At 70.3% G+C, this 19,726-nt stretch carries 2 protein-coding genes (1 of these 2 running past the window's edge); both read right to left on the bottom strand.

Annotated features, from left to right (window positions below; genetic code table 11):
* On the bottom strand, positions 1 to 11,269 hold the 5' portion of the coding sequence (locus ACQKQA_RS03375) for an SDR family NAD(P)-dependent oxidoreductase (RefSeq protein WP_427553516.1). It extends 6,944 nt beyond the left edge of the window; only the first 11,269 of its 18,213 coding nucleotides appear in the window; the start codon lies at positions 11,267 to 11,269; the stop codon falls past the left edge of the window.
* Complete coding sequence (locus ACQKQA_RS03380) at positions 11,266 to 19,695, bottom strand: amino acid adenylation domain-containing protein (protein WP_427553518.1); 8,430 nt, start codon at positions 19,693 to 19,695, stop codon at positions 11,266 to 11,268. Before ACQKQA_RS03380 ends, ACQKQA_RS03375 begins: the two co-directional genes overlap by 4 nt.
* Positions 19,696 to 19,726: the final 31 nt, after the last annotated feature.

Raw genomic sequence — 19,726 nt, forward strand, 5'->3', positions numbered from 1 at the left:
GATCGTCGTACAGCCGGGCGTCGAGCTTGCTCACCGCCCCCTGGGTATCGAGGCTCAGCAACGCCCACATCCTGGGCTCGAGCGCGCCGTGGATGTCGAGCCGCTCCAGGGCGAACGGCACTTTCGGCGGCAGGCTGCCGCTGCCGTCCGCGCCGAGGAAGAACCCCGCCACCCCTTGCAGCGCACCGTCAAGCAAGGCCGCATGCAAGGTCCAGCCGCTCGTGGACTGGCTGCCCGGCGCCTCGGGCAGCACCAGGCGCACCAGGCATTGCCCGGCCTCGCAGTGGACCGCCTCGATCGCCCGGCACGCCGGCCCGTAGGCCAGCCCTGCCGCCTGGAACGCGGCGTAGCAGTCGGCGCCCGACAGGACGTGTCGGCTGCGCGCCTTGAGCGCCTGGATATCCAGCACCTCGGGGGCCGCGAAGTCCCCGCCCGGGGCGCTGTCGAACAGCGACACCACGCCCTGGCCATGCAGGGTCGGCTCGGCCGCCGGCTGGTCCGCCGCGCGACTGGCAATGCTGTAGGCGAAGCTGCCGGCCTCGGCCAGCGGGGTCAGCCGGGTGTCCACCTGCCGCGCCTGGTCGGCGTGCCAGGTCAGCGGCGCCAGCCAACCGACCTTGGCCAGGCGCGCGCGGGTCCAGCCCGATTGCAGCGTGGCCGCGGCTTGCAGGGCCATTTCCAGGTAGGCCACCCCGGGCAGCACGTGATGCCCCTGCACCACATGGTCGGCCAGGAAGAATTCCTGCCCGGTGAACGCCGACACGAAGCATTCGCCGCCGGCCTGCGAGCCCTGGTACCTCACTAACGCCTGGGCCTGGGTCGCAGGCGCCGCCGGTGGCGTGCCGCGGCCGGGGCCCTGGGGGTCGACCCAATAGCGGCCGTGCTCGAAGGGATAGGTCGGCAGGGGCAGACGCACGGGGGCCTGGCGCGGGTAACGCAGATGCCAGGGCAGCGCGTACCCCTGGCAGTAGAAATCGGCCAGGCTGCGCAGGGTCTCCTCGTAGCCCTCGGCCGGGGCCTCGGTTACCACTGCCTCGGGCGCAAGGTCGTCCCCCAGTTGCCGCACCCACTGCTCGATGGTGCGCACGATGGAAGGCTGCGGCGCCTGGCGCTTGTCGCCTTTGCCCAGCAGCACCCGCTCCTGGAACACCTGTGCCGGGAAGGCGTCGTCGCTGGCCGCCCGGGCCCGGGCCTGGGGCAGGTAGTCGCTGGCCAGTTGGCGCAGCAGGCTCAGCGCCGCAGCCCGGTCCGGCACCACCAGGGCACAGCGGTATTCGAAGTGATGGCGACCGTCCAGCAGGGTGTGGCTGACCGCGGCCAGGTCCAGTGGCGGGTTGCCGGCCAGCGCCTCGATCAACTGCTCGACCCGGTCGCACAGCGACAGGATCGAACGCGCCGACAGCACCAGCAGGTACGCCGCCGCGGTCTTGAAGCGCTGCGGCGGACGCCGCTCGGCGCCCGCCAGGTCGCGCAGCACCACGTGGGCATTGGTGCCGCTCATGCCGAACGCACTCACCGCGCCATGCCGCGCGCCCTCGGCCCTGGCCGGCCACGGGCGCGGCGCGGTGTTGACGAACAAGGCGCTCGCCTGCCAGTCGACGAAGTCGTTGTGGGTCTGGAAATTCAGGCTTGGCGGGATGGTTTCATGACGCAGCGCCGACGCCAGGCACAAGGTGCTGACCAGGCCCGACGCGGCCAGGCTGTGGCCGAAGTTGGTCTTGGTCGACGTCAGCGCGCAATGGACGCCGTCCTGGGGCTGGCCGAAGACCTGCGCCAGGGCGTTGACCTCCACCGCATCGCCCAGGGCGGTGCCGGTACCGTGGGTGACCACGTAATCGATCTGCCGCGGCGCCAGGTCGCAGGCCGCGTAGGCCTCTGCCAGCAGGCGCGCCTGCGCCGCGCCATTGGGCGCGGTGATGCCGTTGGTCTTGCCGTCGTAGTTGATCTTGCTGGCAGCGATCACCGAGACGATCGGATCGCCGTCCGCCAGGGCCGCCGACAACGGCTTGACCACCAGGGCCACCACCGCCTCGCCGGGGACCATGCCGTTGGCGCGCTGGTCGAAGGTATGGCAGCGACCGTCCGGCGACAGCATGCCGGCCTGGTCCATGCGGCTGAACGATTGCCGGGTGAGCATCAGGTTGGCGCTGCTGACCAGGGCCATCTCGCACTCGCCCAGGCGCAGGCTCTGACAGGCCTGGTGCAAGGCCACCAACCCCGAGGAGCAGGCGGTGTTGAGGGTCATCACCGGGCCGTCGAGGTCGAGGAAATACGCCAGGTGCGAGGCGGCGATGGCGCTGTGGTTGGCAGTGATCGAACCGGCGCCGCCCAGCTGGAAGTACTCGCCCTCCTCCAGGCCGACAAACACCCCGACTCGGCGGCTGGCCAGCTGGCGCGGGCCGATGCCGGCATCTTCCAGGGCGCGCCAGGACTCTTCGAGCAGGAGCCGCTGGCGCGGGTCCATCTCTTCGGCCGCCCGCGGGGAAATGCCGAAGAACAGCGGGTCGAACTCGTCGACCCCGCGCAACGAACCGCAGCTGTAGCCCTCGGGGGCCTGGGCCGCGCTCACCGCGCTGCGCCCGTCCAGCAGCAACTGCCACATTTCGTCCACCGAATCGCACTGCGGGAAACGGCCGCTGGCGCCGATGATCGCGATGGGTTCGGCCAGCAGCGCGCCGCCGTTGCCCGGGGCCTGGGCAGGCGCCGGGACCGCGGCCTGTTGCGCGCTCGAGGGTTGCGCCGCCTGGGCCGGGGCCGCCGTGGCTGTGGCTGTGGCTGTGGCCGGCGCACGGTAATGCTCGGTCAACGCCGTTGCGTGCTGTTGCGCCAGGTGCCCGGCCAGCCGCGCCAGGGTCGGATGGGAGAAAAACAGCGCCGGGCTGACCGCGAAGCCGAACCGTTGCTGCATCGACCGGGCCAGGCGCGCCAGGTTGATCGAGTCGAAACCGAAGCTGCTCAGGGTGGCGTCGCCGACCAGTTCCGCGGCCGGAATCTGCGCCACGTCGCTGCACAGGCCTTGCAGCTCCGCCAACAGCTGGGCGGGTAGATCCAGCGACGCGGCGGCCGGCAGCGCTTCGACCGCAGGCGCCGCCGACGGCTGCGCCTGGCTATCGAGGTCGAACAACGACGCCAACCGGTCCCCATCGCCGTAGGCCACGGCCACCTGCTCCAGGCCGCTGCGCAGGATCGCTTCGAAGGCCGGCAGGCCCTGTTGCGCGGTGAGCAGGGCCTGGCCGCTGCGTTGCAGGTACGACGCCAGGTCGCGGCCCGCTGCGGAGTCGGCGGCGGCCCGCACCGGGCCCATGCCGCCCTCTTGCCACAGCGGCCAGTTGATGGCGACGGTCTGCCCGTGGCGCTCGCCGCGGGCGACCTGGCGGTTGCGATAGCTGGCGTGGGCCATCAGGAAGCGATTGCCCATGGCGTAGCTGGCCGCGCCCATGTCGCCGAGCAAGGCGGCGGTCGAGGAGAAATAACAGGCATGGACCAGCGGGTCGCCGGCGGTCAGGGCATCGAGCAATTCGGTGCCCGCCACCTTGGGCGCCAGCACCGTCTGGAACCCCTGCGCCGGAGCCTGCAACAGCCCCGGCCCCTCCTCGACACCGGCGGCGTGGATCAACGCCTGCAGCGGGCCGAAGGCCGTGCGGGCCTGGATCAGCGCCTGCTCCAGGGAGGCGAAGTCGGTCACGTCGGCCTGGAAGTAACGCACCTTGGCGCCCGTGGCGGCCAGGGCCTGCAGCTGTTGCTCCAGGGCCTGGGTCGGCGCCGCACGCCCCACCAGCGCCAGGCGCAGGGCTGCGCCATGGGTACGCGCCAGGTAATCGGCGAACAGCAGCCCCAGGCGGCCGCTGCCGCCGGTGATCAGCCAGGTGCCGGCCCGGGCCGACGGCAAGTCCGCAGGCGTCACCCCTGCGCCGGCCTCGAATTCCAGGCGTTGCGCCGCCAGCCGGTAGCGCTGCGGCCCGATATAGAGGCTGCTGCCGCCGGCGCCGCCGCGCCATTGCGCCAGCAGCGGTTCGAAACAGGCACTGGCCTGCTCCGGTCCGGCCAGGGCGAAGTCGCAGGTCGCGGTGCTTTCCAGCAACAGGGTCTGCCAGACGGTCTGCGCCAGGATGCGCGGCATGGAACGCTCCAGGCCGATCCAGGATTCCAGCTGGCAGCGCTCCAGTCCGTCGCGGCACAGACCGGCCAGCAATACCTGCTGCAGGTTCTGCTGCTGACGGGCCAGCGCCTGGATCAGGTTCACCAGCAGCACCGGCTGTTGCGCGAGCTCCGGCGCTTCCAGCGGCCACAGGTACAGCAGGCCGTCGATGGCGCCCTGCTGCTGGACGATAGTCCCCAGCACGGCGCTGACCTCATGGGCCCGTTGCGGGTCGAGGGCGAAGCTGTCGGCGCTGCCATGGCCCTGGCGCGAGAGGAACACCAGGCGGCTGCCGGGCAGCTGCGTGGCCGCCAACTGGCGCAATTGCGCCTGTCGGGCCGGGTCGGACAGGCAGCACAGCACCAGCCGCGGTTGCTCCGCGGCTGCGCTGGCGACCTCGGCGGGCGCCGCTTGCCAGCGCTCGGCGAAGGTCAGCACGGCATGGCGCGCGGACGGCTCGGGCGTCGGCGGCACAGGCTGGTCGTCGATGGCCCAATGGCGGATCCGCGCAAACGGATAGCTCGGCAGCGCCACCCGGCGCACGCCGGCAGGACGCGGCAGCCCGCGCCAGTCCAGGGCGCTGTCGCGATGCCGGGTCCACAAGCGCGCCAGGGCGTGCAGGTCGCGGGCCGCCAGGGCCTGCTCCCAGTGCTGCTCGGGCGCCTCGGCGCCGTTGGCGTCGGGATGGCTCCAGTAGGCCGCAGCGGCGGCCGTGGGCTCGTCGCTCAATTGACCCAGGCGCTGCGCCAGTTCCGCCACGCTGCCCACCACCAGCGCCAGGCGCTCGGCCAGCGGGTCGCGGCCCACTTGCAGGGTGTAGGCCAGGTTGGCCAGGGAGATGTCCGGGTACTGCTCAATATGCCGGGCCAGGCGCCGGGCGCTTTCCAGCAAGCGCTCGCGGGTCCTGGCCGACAGCACCACCAGTTGCTCGCCGTCCGCCGCCGGCGCGACGTTCGGCGCTACATACTCTTCCAGCACCACGTGGGCATTGGCCCCGGAGAAGCTCAGGCTGCTGACCCCGGCGCGCCGGGGGATCGGCTGGCCCTGCGGGTCGCTCAGGCGCGTCCACGGCTGGCGCTGGTCGAGGATGTAGAACGGGCTGCCGGCCAGCTTGATGTAGGGGTTCTGCCGCTGGAAATGCAGGTTGCCCGGCAAGGTGCCGTGCTGCATCGACAGGAGGATCTTGAACAGCCCGGCCATGCCGGCGGCGGCTTCCAGGTGGCCGATATTGGTCTTGACCGCGCCCAGGCCGCAGCGCCCTTCGGGAATGCTCACGCCATGGTTGCGGGACAAGGTGGCGAAGGCGTCTTTCAGGCCGTTGATTTCGATCGGGTCGCCCAGGGGCGTGCCGGTGCCGTGGGTCTCGATGTAGGTGATGGTCGAGGGATCGACCCCGGCCCGGGTGTAGGCGTCCACCAGCAACATCGATTGCGCCAGCGGATTCGGCGCGGTCAGGGACGACGCCCGCCCGCCATGGTTCTCCGCCGTGGCGCGGATCACCCCGTGAATCACGTCGCCGTCGGCGATGGCCTGGTGCAACGGCTTGAGCAGCACCGCGCCAGCCCCTTCGCCGCGCACATAGCCGTTGGCCTTGTCGCTGAAGGTCATGCAGCGACCGTCCTCGCTCAGCATCCCGGCGTCGCTGAACGACAGGGTGAGGAACGGGCTGAGGATCAGGTTGACGCCGCCGGCGATCGCCATTTCGCAGCCGTTGCGGATCGACTCCACCGCCCGGTGCAGGGCGATCAGCGAACTGGAGCAGGCGGTGTCCACCGGCTGGCTCGGCCCATGGATGCCCAACAGGTAGGAGATGCGGTTGGCCAGCACCGAATGGGACAGCCCGGTGGAGGAATAGGCGCTGACCGGTTGCCCGGAGGCCACCAGCAGGTTGAGGTAGTCGGTGGCGCCGACGCCGATGAACACCGAGGTCCGGCTGCCGGCGAAATCGGCGCTGGCGTAGCCGGCGTTGCCGATGGCGCTGAACACCGTCTCGAGGATCAGTCGCTGGGAGGGGTCCATCAGCTTCGCTTCATGGGGCGAGATGTTGAAATACAGGCTGTCGAACTTGTCGACATCCTCGATGAACCCGCCCCATTTGGCGCGGGTCTTGCCGCCTTCGGCCGGGTCGCCGTAGAGCGCCTCCCAGCTCCAGCGCTGCGGCGGGACCGTGGTGATCGCATCGTCGCCGGCGTCCAGGCGTTCCCAGAAGCGCTCCAGGTCCGGCGAGCCCGGCAGCACCCCGGCCATGCCGATGATCGCGATCGGCATGGCGCCGTTGTCGGCCTGTGGCACGACGGCCGGGGCTACGGGCACGGCTGCCACAGCCGGCTCGGCTACAGCCGCGAGCGCCGGCGCCGCGACGATTTGCGGGTACTGGGCCGCGATGTATCCCGCCACCGCGGCCAGGGTCTTGTGCTCGAAGAACAGCGCCGGGGTGATGTCGATGGCGTAGCGGCCGTTGAGTTTGTTGGCCAACTCGACATAGGTGATGGAGTCAAAACCGTAGCTGCCCAGCTCGGCGTCGGGGTTGAACCCGGTCGCAGTCTTGTGCAGCACCTGGGCCGCCAGGTCCTTGAGGGTGGCCATCAGCTCGGGGCCGGCGGCAGGCGGTGCTTCAACAGGTGGCGCTTCGGCCTCCGGCGCGGCGGGCGCCGCCAGGGCATGTTCGTTCGCCAGGAAGCGGGCCACGGCGTCCAGGGTCTTGTGCTCGAAAAACAGCGCCGGGGTAATGTCCAGGGCGTAGTCGCGGTTGATCCGGTTGGCCAGCTCGACATAGGTGATGGAGTCGAAGCCGTAGTCGCTCAGGGCCACCTGGGGCCGCAGGCTGTTGGCGTCGCGCCGCAGAATATCGGCGGCCAGCCGGCCCAGCGCCAGGGTCAGGCCCGCGTTATCGGCCGCGGCGCGCGCCGGCTGGATGGCAGCCGGTGCCGCAGCCGGTGCCGGCTGGGCAACGGCCATGCCCAGGGTTTTCTCGATCTTCACCCGGTCCCCCACCGCCACGCAGATCGAGGCGGGGCTCGCCGGCGACAGGCCGAGCAACACTTCCAGCCCCAGTTCCAGCGTCAGCGGCTGCACGCCCATCACAGTGCGCATCAGGGTTTCGGTCTGCTCGCTGATCCGCATCCCGCCGTCGCGCCAGTACGGCCAGTTGACCGCCAGGGACTTGCCCTGGCGCTGCCCGGCCCGCACCTGCTCGTCGCGCCGCTGGACAAAATGGTCGAGGTATTCGTTGGCATAGGCGTAAGCCGACTGGCCGACGGTCCCGGCCAGGGACGAGATGGAGGAAAACACCAGGAACAGGTCCAGGGCGTCGCCCCGGGTCGCCTCGTCCAGGTGGCGGACACCCGCGACCTTGGGCTCGATCACCGGCCCCAGGGCGTGCGGATCCTGCTTGACGATCAGGCTGTCGCGAATCGCCCCGGCGGCATGCAGGACGCCGTTGAGGGCACCGAACTCGGCCTTGATCGCCGCGTACAGCGCGGCGACATCCGCCTGGCGGCTGACATCGGCCTGCAGATAACGGGTCGTCCCCGGCAGGCCGGCCTCTTCGGCCCGGGCCAGGGCTGGCGCCACGCTGTGCGCCGCGGAACGGCCGCAGAGCACCACCCGCGCGGCGAAGCGCTGGCGCAGGTGGCGGGCGATCTGCAAGCCCAGGGCCCCGGCGCCGCCGCTGATCAGGTAGACCCCACCCTGGCGGAACAGGCCCTGGGGCGCGAGCGCCGCCGAGCGTTCCAGGCCCTCCAGGCGCTGCACCTGGCGTACCTGTTGCTGATAACGGACCAGCACCTGGCCGGCCTGTGGCCCATGGCGCAACTCTTGGGCGACCCGGCGCGCGGCATCGGCTTCGGCGCCGTCGGCCACGTCGAGGACACTGGCCGATAACCCGGGATGCTCATGGCCCAGGACCCGGGCAAAACCGGCCAGGGCGCGATGGCTGGCGTCGCCCGAGCGGCTCACGAACAGCAGCCGGCCCTGGGCGCGCTGACGCGCCGCCAGCATCGGCAGCAGTTGATACAGCAGCTGCAACAGCGCCTCCTCTTGCAGCCCCTCTTCCAGCAGGAACAGCAGGTTCAAGTCGCCGCTGGCCGGCAGCGCGTCCAGCAGCCGCTGCCAGTGCCCGGCGTTGCGCGGGTCGATGCCCAGGGTCTTGCCGTCGTCGCCGACCTGTAGCGAACCGTCGCCGGCGGGGATTGGCGACACCCGCCAGGGCTGGAAGCCCAGGGCCTGTTCCAGCGCCTGCCCTGCCCCGCGGGTCGCGGTGAACAGCACCGTGTGCGCCGCCGACGGCTGGGCGATCTGGCCACTGAGGTCGCAGGTGTGCCAATGGGGGGCGAACAACTGCAAATCGTCCTGCTTGCGCAACGAGTAAGGCCGGTAGGACAGGCTGCGCATGGCCGCCAGCACTTGTCCGTCGTCACTCAGCAGGTCGATGTCGAAACGCTTTTCGGCAAACTGCGCCGAACCGTGGTTGCCGGCCACCCGGGCATAGGCGTGGCAGGTCGCCGTGAGCGGTGCGTAGACGGTGATCTCGCCGAGGGCGTAAGGGATGTACAGGGTCTGATCCTGGCTGGGGTCGCCGAGCAGCCCCAGCAGGCTCTGCAAGGCGCCGTCCATCAACGACGGATGCAGGGTGTAGGCCGCCAGGTCATGGCGCAGGGCCTGGGGCAGGACCAGCCGGGCCAGGGATTCGGCGGCGTTGAAGTACAGGGTCTCCAGGGTGCGCAGGCCCGGCCCGTAGACCAGGTCGTTGCGGTCGAAGATCCGGTAGCAGTCCGGCGCCGGCCAGACCTGGGTACAGCGGGCCTTGATCGCCGCCAGGTCCATGCGCGGAACCGTGTCCGGGGCCGGCACCCGGCGTACCCGGCCCTGGGAATACAGCTGCCCGGCGCCGTCGCTGACCCGGTAGGCGGTGCCGCGCTCGGTCTGCTCCAGGTCGACCTGCACCTGCCGGGGCTGGTCGGTGACAATCACCGGCTTGATCCAGGCCACGTTCTGCACTTGCTGCACCTGCCCCTGCGGCGCGTCTTCGCCGGCCAGGCGCTGGGCGGCGATGGCCATTTCCAGGTGGGAGACGCCGAGCAAGGTCGGCGCCCCGGACACCAGATGGTCCTTGAGGTACACCTCGCTCCCGTCGAAGCCATGGCTGAAGCTGGGCTGCGCGGTCCCGCTCAGGCGGCGGGACAGGATCGGGTGCAAGGCCGGCTCGGCGGCCGAGGCGCCGGGGGTGCCGGCGGCCCAGTAAGGGGTCGCGGCAAAGGCATAGGTGGGCAGCGGCACTCGCCGCAGACCGGCCTGGGGCGAGCAGCCTGTCCAGTCCACGGCCGCGCCGGCCGCCCACAGCCGGGCCAGGTCGCGGGCCGTGGGTTGCCCCAGCGCGGCCAGCTCGGCCTGGGCCGCCTGGCGTTGCTGCTCGCTGGGTTCGTCGCCGACGAACAGCTGCTGGCGATCGCCCCCCTGGGCCAGGAAGGCGCGCAAACCCTGGGCCAGGGATTCCAGGGAGTCGCACACCAGGGCCAGCCTGGCGGCCATCGGGTCGCGCCCGCTTTGCAGGGTGTGCAGCACATCGCGCAAGGCCGGCAGCGACGCGCCGCCGTCCAGCCAGTGCAGCAGGCGCCCGGCCATTACCGCCAGGCGTTCCGGGGTGCGGGCCGAGAGCACCGCCACTCCGGCGCCGGGCGCTTCGGAGTGGAGAGCGGGCGCCGCCGGGGTCGCCACGTACTCTTCCAGCACCAGATGGGCATTGGTGCCGCTGAACCCCAGGGAACTGACGCAGGCCCGCCGCGGGTGGTCGGCCTGGGCGGCCCAGGGCTGGAGGCGGTCGAGGGTGAAGAACGGGCTGTCGGCAAAATCGATGTGCTGGTTGGGCTGCTCCAGGTGCAGGGACGGCGGCAGCGTGCGGTGCCGCAGGCACAGCACGGTCTTGATCAGGCTGGTGATGCCCGCCGCCACCTGGGCGTGGCCGATATTGGTCTTGACCGAACCGATGGCGCAGAACTGCTTGTGCTCGGTCCGCTGGCGAAAGGCGGCGGTCAGGGCTTCGAACTCGATGGGGTCGCCCAGGCGCGTGCCGGTGCCGTGGGCCTCGACATAGCCGATGCTGCGCGGGTCGATCCCGGCGCGGGCATAGACGTCGCTGAGCAGCTGGGTCTGGGCATAGGCGCTGGGCACGGTAATGCCCGGGGTCTTGCCGTCCTGGTTGATGCCCGAGGCGCGAATCACCGCGTGGATGGTGTCGCCATCACGCTCGGCGGCGGCCAGCGGCTTGAGTACCACCACCCCGACCGCTTCGGAAATCACGATGCCGTTGGCCCGCTCGTCGAACGTCTTGCACCGGCCGTCCGGCGACAGCATGCCCAGCTGCGAGGCCAGGACAAACAGTTCCGGGGTGTTGTAGATCATCACGCCGCCGGCCAGGGCGACGTCGCAGGTGCCGCTGAGCAGGCTTTCGCAGGCCATGTGCACCGACACCAGGGACGACGAGCAGGCCGTGTCCACGGCCACCGCCGGGCCCTTCAGGTTGAGGAAGTACGACAGCCGCGCGGCGAGGATCGACGAGGTGTTGCCGGTCAGGCTGTAGGCGTCGGCCGGCATCCGCTGCTGGCGCAGGTGCGTCAGGTAATCGCCGGTGACGCAGCCGACGAAGACCCCGCACTTGCTGCCCGACCAACTGCCCGGGGCATAGCCGGCGTCCTCGATGGCGCCCCAGGCTTCCTGGAAGAACAGGCGCTGCTGGGGGTCCATCAGCAGCGCTTCCCGGGGGCTGATGTTGAAGAAGTCGGCATCGAAGCCCTTGATGTCGTCCACCAGCCCGGCCCACTTGCTGTAGCTCTTGTCGCGGGCATTGCGGTCGGGGTCGAAGTAGTCGCGGCTGTCCCAGCGGCTGGCGGGAATCTCGGCCACGCTGTCGCGCCCGGCCTTGAGGTTGTCCCAGAAGGCGGTCGTGCTGTCGGCGCCGGGAAAACGCCCGGACATGCCGATGATGGCGATGTCCGTCGCGCCCGCGGGCGGCTCCTTGGCGGGCTGGCCGGCGCCGCCGGCCACCAGGCGCAGCAGGTCGCGGGCCTGGACCAGGGAGATATGGCCGTCCTTGACCAGGTTGAGGATATCGGTGGTGGTAATGCACACAGTCATTGGAAATCACCCATTAAACGATTGGCCTGGTCGACGCTGAGTCGACCGCTCTGCAATTGCGCGAGGATGTCGAGCAAGGCCTGGTCCGGGTCGTCGCCTGGACCTGCGGCCGGCTGCAATGGCATGACAGGGGTTGCCGGGGCGTCGCCCCGGGCCCGCTGTTCGAGCGCGCCGGCGAAACCGGCCAGGGTCGGATGCTCGAACAGCAGGCTGACCGGCAGCGTGATGCCCAGGTCCTGCTGGACCTGGTAGATCAGGCGGGTCGCGGTGAACGAGGTGCCGCCGGCGTTGAAGAAATGGCTGTCGCCGCCCGCCTGGGGCAGGCCGAGGATGGCCGCCCAGATGCGCGCCACCTGCTCGCCCCGACCCGGCGCCGCAGCCTGCGCCGGCGCGGCCTCCAGCGTCTGCGGCGCGGGCAGCGCCTTGCGGTCGATCTTGTTGTTGGGGGTCAGCGGCAGCGCGTCGAGGCGCACGTACAGCGACGGCACCATGTACGCCGGCAAGGCCTGCGCCAGACGCTGGCGCAGCTCAGCCTTGAGGGCCTCGTCGAGTACCGCGGGCGCGGCGAGCACCAGGTAGGCGGTCAACACCCCTTCCGCGTCGCCGCCCGTGCCGCGCTGGCCCAGGGTCACCACGCCGTCGCGCACCTGGGGATGGCTGCGCAGGAGGTTCTCGATCTCGCCGGCCTCGATGCGAAAACCGCGGACCTTCAACTGGCCGTCCTCGCGGCCCAGGAACTCCAGCTGGCCCTGGGGCGTGAGGCGCGCCTGGTCGCCGGTGCGGTACACCCGGCCGCTGGCGGTCTGGATGAACTTCTCGGCGTTCAGCTCCGGGCGGTTGAGGTAGCCGCTGGCGACCCCTTCGCCGCCGATGCACAACTCGCCGGCCACCCCCGGCGGCACTTGCGCCAGGGCTGCATCGAGAATGTGCAGGCTGGTGTTCTGGATCGGCTTGCCGATCGGCACGATGGCCGACTCGCCCTGGCCGTCGACCCGCTCGACGCAGGACCAGATGGTGGTTTCCGTCGGACCATAGAGGTTCCACAGCTCCCGGCTGCGCCCCAGCAGTTCCCGCGCCAGGCTGCGCGGCAGCGGTTCGCCGCCGCACAGGATGCGCAGGTCCGGCTTGCCGGCCCAGCCGCTGCTCACCAGCATCTGCCAGGTGGTGGGGGTGGCCTGCATCAGCGTGATCCGCTGCTCGTCGAGCAGGCGCTGCAACTGCAGGCCGTCCATGGCCGCCTCCCGCGAGGCCAGAACCACACAGGCGCCGTTGACCAGGGGCAGGTACAGCTCGAGGGCGGCGATGTCGAAGGACACGGTGGTCACCGCCAGCAGGCGATCCTGCGCCGCAAGCCCCGGTTCGTGGCCCATGGACTGGAGGAAGTTGCTCAACGCCTGATGGGAGATCTGCACGCCTTTGGGTCTGCCGGTCGAGCCGGAGGTGTAGATCACATAGGCGCTGTCCTGCATGCGCGACTGACTGGGCACATTGTCCGGCGCACAGGCCTCGATCTCGGCGCTGCGCGCCGCCAGGTCCAGCAGCGCCGTGCCGCCCAGGGACAGCCCCTGGGGCAACCCGGCCAGGCTGTCGACCAGCATGAAGGCCGGCCGGGCGTCTTCGAGCATGTGCTGCAGGCGCTGGGCGGGGAAACCCGGGTCCATCGGGATGTAGTAAGCACCGGCCTTGAACACCGCCAGCAACGCCGCGACCAGGTCGCCCGAACGCTGCATGCACAGGGCCACGCCCTGCCCCGGTGCCAGGCCGGCGGCCCGCAGGTGCTGGGCCAGGCGGTTGGCCCGCTGGTTCAAGGCCTCGTAGCTCCAGCTGCGCTGGGAGTCGACCAGGGCGGTCTGCGCGGCCTGTTGCAGCACTTGCCGCTCGAACAGCTGGGCCGTGGTCAAGGGCGCCACCGGCGCCTGCAGACCTTGCAGGCAGGCGGCCGAGAGGGCCAGGTCCTGCTGGGCCACCACCGGCAGCGACCAGACCGGGGTCCGGGGCTGGCTGACGCAGTGCCGCAACAGGCTCAGGAAGCCCTCTTTCATCCGTACCATGGTCGCTGCGGCGAACAGGTCGGCATTGAACTTCAGGGCGCCGGCCAGTTGGCCGTCGATGTCCATCATCTCCAGGCCGATCTCGAACTGGCCCTCTTGCTGGGAAAAGGGCACAGACTCCAGGTGCAGCCCCTGGTGCCGGATCGGCACCCCTTCACGGGGCGACAGGATGCGGATCAGTTCGCTGCTCTGGTGCGGTTTCTGGTAGACGAACTCGGCCTGGAACAGCGGCGTGCGCCCGGCTTCGCGGCTGGGGTTGAGGTCCTGCACCAGCTTGGCGAACGGCACTCGCTGGTTTTCCAGGGCCTCCAGCACCACCTGTTTCTGCTGCTGCAGCAGCTCGCTGAAGGACGGGTTGGCCCGCAGGTCGGCGGCCAGCACCACCGAGTTGACGAAGTAGCCCACCAGCGGATTGAAGCGCTGGTCTATCCGTCCCGAGACCGGCGAGCCGATCCGCACCTGGCGGTCCGAGGAATAGCGGCCGAGCAGGCACTGGTAGGCCGCCAGCAGCACGGTGAAGACCGTGACGCCTTCGCGTTGCGCCAGGGCCTTGAGGCCCTCGCTCAGCTCGGCGCCGCACTCGATCGTCACGGACGCGCCATTGAAGGTCTGGGCCTTGGGTCGCGGGAAGTCCAGTGGCAGGTTCAGGCGCACCTCGGGGTCGGCCAGCTGGCGTCTCCAGAAGTCGCGCTGGCGCTGGCCGGCCGCGCTGTCCAGGAAGGCTTCTTCCTCGCGCACGAAGTCGGCGAAGCTGCTGGTCAAGGGCGCCAGCAGCGGCTGCTCGCCGCGGCACAGGGCCGCGTAGCCGCTGAGCAGCTCGTCGAGCAGCAGCCATTGGCTCCAGGCGTCCGACACCAGGTGGTGGACGGTCCACAGCAGCAGGGTGTCGCCCTCGCCGCAGATGAACAGGCGCAACCGGCTCAGTGCGCCGTACTGCAGGTCGAACGGCTGGCGATGGGCGGCCCGCAGCGCCTCCTGGACCTGCTCGGGCGACTGGCCGACCAGGTTGTGCACGCCGATGTCGGGATGCGCCGTCGGCGGAATTTCCTGTACCGGCTGCCCCTGATGTTCGCGGAACCGCGCGCGCAACGCCGGATGACGCTGTACCAGCAGGCTGTAGCTGCGCTCCAGGGCGGAACGGTCCAGGGGCGAGCGCAGGCGCAAGGTCATGGCGATGTGATAGGCCGCGCTGTCCTCGTTGAGCTTATGGATGAACCACAGCGACTGCTGGCCGTGGGTCATGGGCCAGACCTCGGCCTCGGCGGCCGGCGCGGCGCTGTCGATCCAGTCCGCCCTGGGCACCGGGGCCAGGTAAGGGTCGGGATAGCTCACCGCCACGGCCGGCGCGGGCCGGGCCTCGACGGGCGCAGGTACTGCCACGGGTACGGGTGCGGGTGCGGGTGCGGGCGCCGCGACAGGCGTCGGTGCGGGTTGCGGCTGCGCGGCAGCGGCCGCCTCGGGCAAATGCTCGTCGCAGATATGCGCGGTGAAGGCCCTGAGGCTGGTGTGGCGCAGCAGCGCGGCCGGCTGCACGCTGATGTCGAAGGCGTCGTTGATCTTGTTGATCAGCATCATCGCGCCGATGGAATCCAGGCCGTACTTCATCAGGTCCTGGTCCGGGTCGATATCGGCGGGTTCCAGCTTGAGCAGGTCCGCCAGTTCGCTGAGGGTGCGTTCCCCCACCGCCGACGCGCCCTGCCCCGTCGAATGGCCGACGCTCGAACTGTCGGCCGTCGGGCGTGGTGCGGGGGCTGTGCTGCGCGGCGCCTTGGGAAACTCGTTCCAGGCCGCCTGGATGGCGCTGGCCTGCCCCTGGACGACCACCCGCTGGGTCGCCCCGTCGATGGCCAGGCAACGCTTGAGGGCGGCCATGCCGGCCTCGGTATCCAGGGCCACCAGGCCGCGGCTGCGCTCCAGGAACAGCGTGCTCTGCTCGTCGAGCTGCATGCCGCCGTCGCGCCACAGGGTCCAGTTGAGCGCCAGGCTCCGGCCCTGGCGCAGCCCTTGCTGCACCCGGCGTTGGCGCTGGGCGACGAAGCCGTCGAGGAAGCGGTTGGCATAGGCATAGTCGGTTTGGCCGGCAAAGCCCATGACCGCCGAAATCGACGAATAGACCACGAACAGGTCCAGGGCTTCGTGCTCCAGGGCCTGGTCCAGATGGGCCACGCCCAGCGCCTTGGGCTCGACGATGCGGGCGATTCCCTCGGCGTTCTTGCTCGCCAGCGTGGCGTTGTCCATGCTCCCGGCGCAATGGAACACGCCGTGGATACGCTCGACCCGCTGCCGGACCGTGGCGACCAGCTCGAGGGTGCCTGGCAGGTCGGTGATATCGGCGGCCAGGTACTCCACCCGCCCGCCCTGTTCGTTCCGGTTCAGCGCCGCGAGACGCTGCTGCGTCGCCGCCGGCAACTGCGCCGCCGGCGTGCGCCCGGTGAGGATGACCCGGGCTCGATAGTCCTCGACCAGCAGCCGGGCCAGGATCAGCCCCAGCCCGCCGGCGCCACCGCTGATCAGGTACGCCCCGCCCTCGCGCAAGGCCGGCGCCGCCGTGGGCGCCTCGCTGTCGAGGACGGCGCTCAGCAGCAGGCGGCGGTCCTCCTCCAGGCGCACTTCCACACCCTGGCCGGATGGCTGGCGGACGCCGATTTCGCGCTCCAGCCGTTCGGCCAGACGCGGCGCCGCCTCCCCAGGCACACCGACGGAGCGCGCCGCCCACAGCGGCTGTTCGGCCGCCAGGCTGCGCATGAAGCCGCCCACAGCCATCCCGGCCGGCAGGTCATGGGGATAGAAATGCAGCAGCGTCGTGTCCTTGCCCGCGCCATTGCGGATCAACTGCTGGGCGATAAACGTCAGCGCATGCAGATTGAGCGTCAGGGCCTGGGGCAATGCCGCCGGCGCGCCCAGGGCCCAGGCATGGACCACGGTCATCCCGGGGACGGCGCAGGCGTCCCACAGCTGCGCGTAGTCGTCCGGGTTGCCGGGGGCGATCTCGTAGTGCCGAGGCGCCACGCAGCGAAAGGCCGCAGCGGGATACACCAGGATGTCCTGGGGCCGCGCCAGGTGGGCGGCCAGCTGCGCGTCGGCGACCAACAGCAGGCGCGGCGCCTGCAACTGCGCTGGGTCGACGCTGGGCGCCGGGGCGGCGGGCAGCCAGTCCATGCGATACAGCTGGCTGGACAGCACAGCCTGTTGCGCCTTGATCGGGCGCAACGTCAGGTTGTGAATGTGCACCAGCAACTCGCCGCTCTCGCTGAGGATATGCACCGAGCACTGGGCGCTTTCGGCGTCGATTTCCCGCAGTTGCGCGACGCTGTAGAAGCGTTCGGGCAAGGCCTTGAAAACGCTGATCTGCTCCAGGGCGTAGGGGATGTAGGTGCTGCTGGGATCTTCCTGCTCGCAGAAGCGGATGCACGGCTGGAACGCGCTGTCGAGCAGCGCCGGGTTGAGGACGAAGCCGTCGAGCAACGCATAGTGCTCGCCAAGGCCCGCCGGCACCGGCGGTTCGCCGCGGCTGCCGCCCGCCTGGCGCTGGATCTCGGCGATCAGGTACTGGCCGCTGCGCGAGAGGGTCTTGATCCCGCGAAAGGTCGGGCCGTAGGCAAAGCCCTGGGCGGCGAAGCGCGCGTAGCACCCCGCCCGCTCGTCCAGCACCCGGGCCTCGGCCAGCAACCCGGCCAGGTCCGGCAGCGCCGGCACCTCGGGCAGCGTGGCGTCGATCACCAGCTCGCCCTGGGCGCACAGCTGCTGGCGGGCATTGGACAGGCCATGGATCTCGAAGCGGGTCTTGCCGTTCTTCTGCTTCAGGCGCAGTTCCAGGGTGGCCGGCTCGCGGTCCACCAGGAAAGGCTGCAGCCAGACGATATTGCGCAGCCGGGACACCCTCTGGCCCGCGGCCAGGTAGCCGGCGGTGCAGGCCATTTCCAGGTAGGCCACCCCCGGCAGGGTTTTGCGCCCGGCAATCACATGGTCGGCAAAATAGAATTCGTCGCCGCTAAACACCGACCGGAACGCCAGTTGCTCGAAGGTCGACACGTTGCGCTGCAGCAGTTGCGAAAGCCCCGCGGCGACCGCCGGGGCGCCCGGCGCCTGGAACACCGGCATCTGGCAGGGACGCTGGGCGAACGGATAGGTCGGCAGGCTCACCCGCCGCGGCAGCGCTTCGCCGCGTTGGGCCCACAGCGGCTGCCAGTCGAAGCCGCGCCGCACCCACAACCGGGCCAGCGCCGCCCACTTGCCCTCCTGCGCCCAGCGCAAGGCCAGCGCCGGGATTTCGTCGGCATCGAGCAAGGCATCCTGGTCGGCCACGGGCTTGCCGTGGAACAGGCTGGCGTCGCCGTCATCGCCGGCGACCCCCGCCAGGTAGCCGGCCAGGGCCGCTTGCAGCCCGTCCAGGGAATGGGCCACCAGGGCCAGGCGCGCGTCCATGGCCAGCCGCCCGACCTGCAAGGTGTAGGCGACGTCTGCAAGACCCAGGGTCGCGCCCCCGTCGCGCAAAAAGTCCAGCAGCGTGCTGGCATAGGCCCGCAGGCGCTCCTCGCTCTGGGCGCTGAGCACGATCACCTGCTCGACGGGCGCGGTGGCGGGCCTGGGCACCGGTTGCGGGTACTCCTCCAGCACGGCATAGGCATTGGTGCCGCTGAAGCCGAACGAACTGACCCCGGCACGGCGCCGGGTGCCGGCGGGCACCTTCCACTCGCGGTTGTCGGTATTGATGAAGAAGGGAGACCCATCGAGCCGGATATGTTCGTTGAGGGCCTGGAAGTGCGCCGAGGGCGGCAGCCGTCGATGACGGATCGCCAATAGCGCCTTGAAGAACCCGGCCACCCCCGCCGCCGCCAGCATGTGCCCCATGTTGCCCTTGATCGAACCCAGGGCGCAGAAGCCGCTGTCGTCGGTGAATGGCTTGAACGCATTGACCAGGGCCTCCACTTCGATCGGGTCGCCCAGGGGCGTGCCCGAACCATGGGCCTCCATCAGCCCCAGGGTGCGCGGGTCGATGCCGAACTGGCGGAACACCGCTTGCTGCAACTCGGCCTGGGAGGTCTGGCTGGGCGCCGTGATGCCGTTGGTCTTGCCGTCCTGGTTGACGCCCCAGCCGATCAGGGTGCCGTAGATCGGGTCGTTGTCGCGCTGGGCGTCCGCCAGGCGCTTGAGGGCCACCACCCCCACGCCCTCGGCCGGGACGAAGCCGTTGGCCCGCTGATCGAAGCTGTAGCAGCGGCCGTCGGCGGACAGCATGTTGGCCTGGCTGGCCATGATATGGATCGACGGATCGCTGAGGATCGACACGCCGCCGGCCAGGGCCAGGTCGCTGTTGCCCATGACCAGGCTGTCGCAGGCCTGGGCGATGGCCACCAGGGAGGCGGAACAGGCGGTGTCGATGGTCAGGCACGGGCCGCGCAGGTCCAGCAGGTAGGCGATGCGCGCGGCCAGGATCGAGGCGCTGCCGCCGAGGAAACCGGCGGCGCTCAGGGCATGGCCGTTCTGGCTCTGGCCGTAGTTGCCGCAGCCGACGAAGACCCCGCATTTGCTGCCGGCCAGTTGCTGCGGATGCAGGCCGGCATCTTCCAGGCAGCTCCAGGCCTCTTGCAGGAACAGGCGCTGCTGGGGGTCCATGTCGTCGGCGTCGGCCGGGGAAATATTGAAGAACAACGGGTCGAAGCGGTCGATATCGTCGACGGCGCCGATGAAGTCGGAATAGGTCTTGCCCGCCTGGCGCGTCGCACTGTAGGCCTGGTCCATGCGCCAGTAGTCGCGGGCGACGCGGCTGATGCAGTCGCGGCCCGTGGCCACGGCTTCCCAGAACGCCTGCACGTTACGCGCCTGGGGAAAGCGCCCCGACAGGCCGATGATGGCGATGGCGCCTGGATCGGCCGTGGGCGCCGCGGGCCGAGCGACCGGTACCTGGGGAACCGCCACCGCGACAGCCTCGGCGGGTTGCGCCTTGCCGCGCGGTTGCCCGCGAAACGACGCCAGTTTTCTCGACGCCAGCTTGCTCGACACCGGGTGCACGGCAGGCGCCTGCTCCGGGGCCGGCGGCACCGGGCCAGGGGCTGGCGCGACGGGCGCCGGACGCCGGCCGAACATCGTGCGCGACGGGCGCTGGGCGCCGCCCTCGCCCCCCTGGGCGGCCAGTTCCTGGTGTACCAGCTCGGCCATCCGCTCCAGGGTCGGGTAGTTGAAGACACGTACCGCCGGGATACCCAGCCCATAGGCCTGGTTGACCTGGGCCATCCACAGCACGCCGATGCGCGAGGTCAGGCCCAATTCGAAAAAGGTCCGGCTTTCGCTGATGTCCCCGGCGGCGACGCCCAGCGCGTCAGCCAGCAGGCTACGAATGGTTTTCTTGATCGATTGCAAGTCTTTGACAGACATCTGAGTTCCATCCAGAAAAGTGAGCTGCGCA

This window comes from Pseudomonas sp. NPDC089530 (assembly GCF_050280705.1).
Taxonomy (GTDB): Bacteria; Pseudomonadota; Gammaproteobacteria; order Pseudomonadales; family Pseudomonadaceae; genus Aquipseudomonas.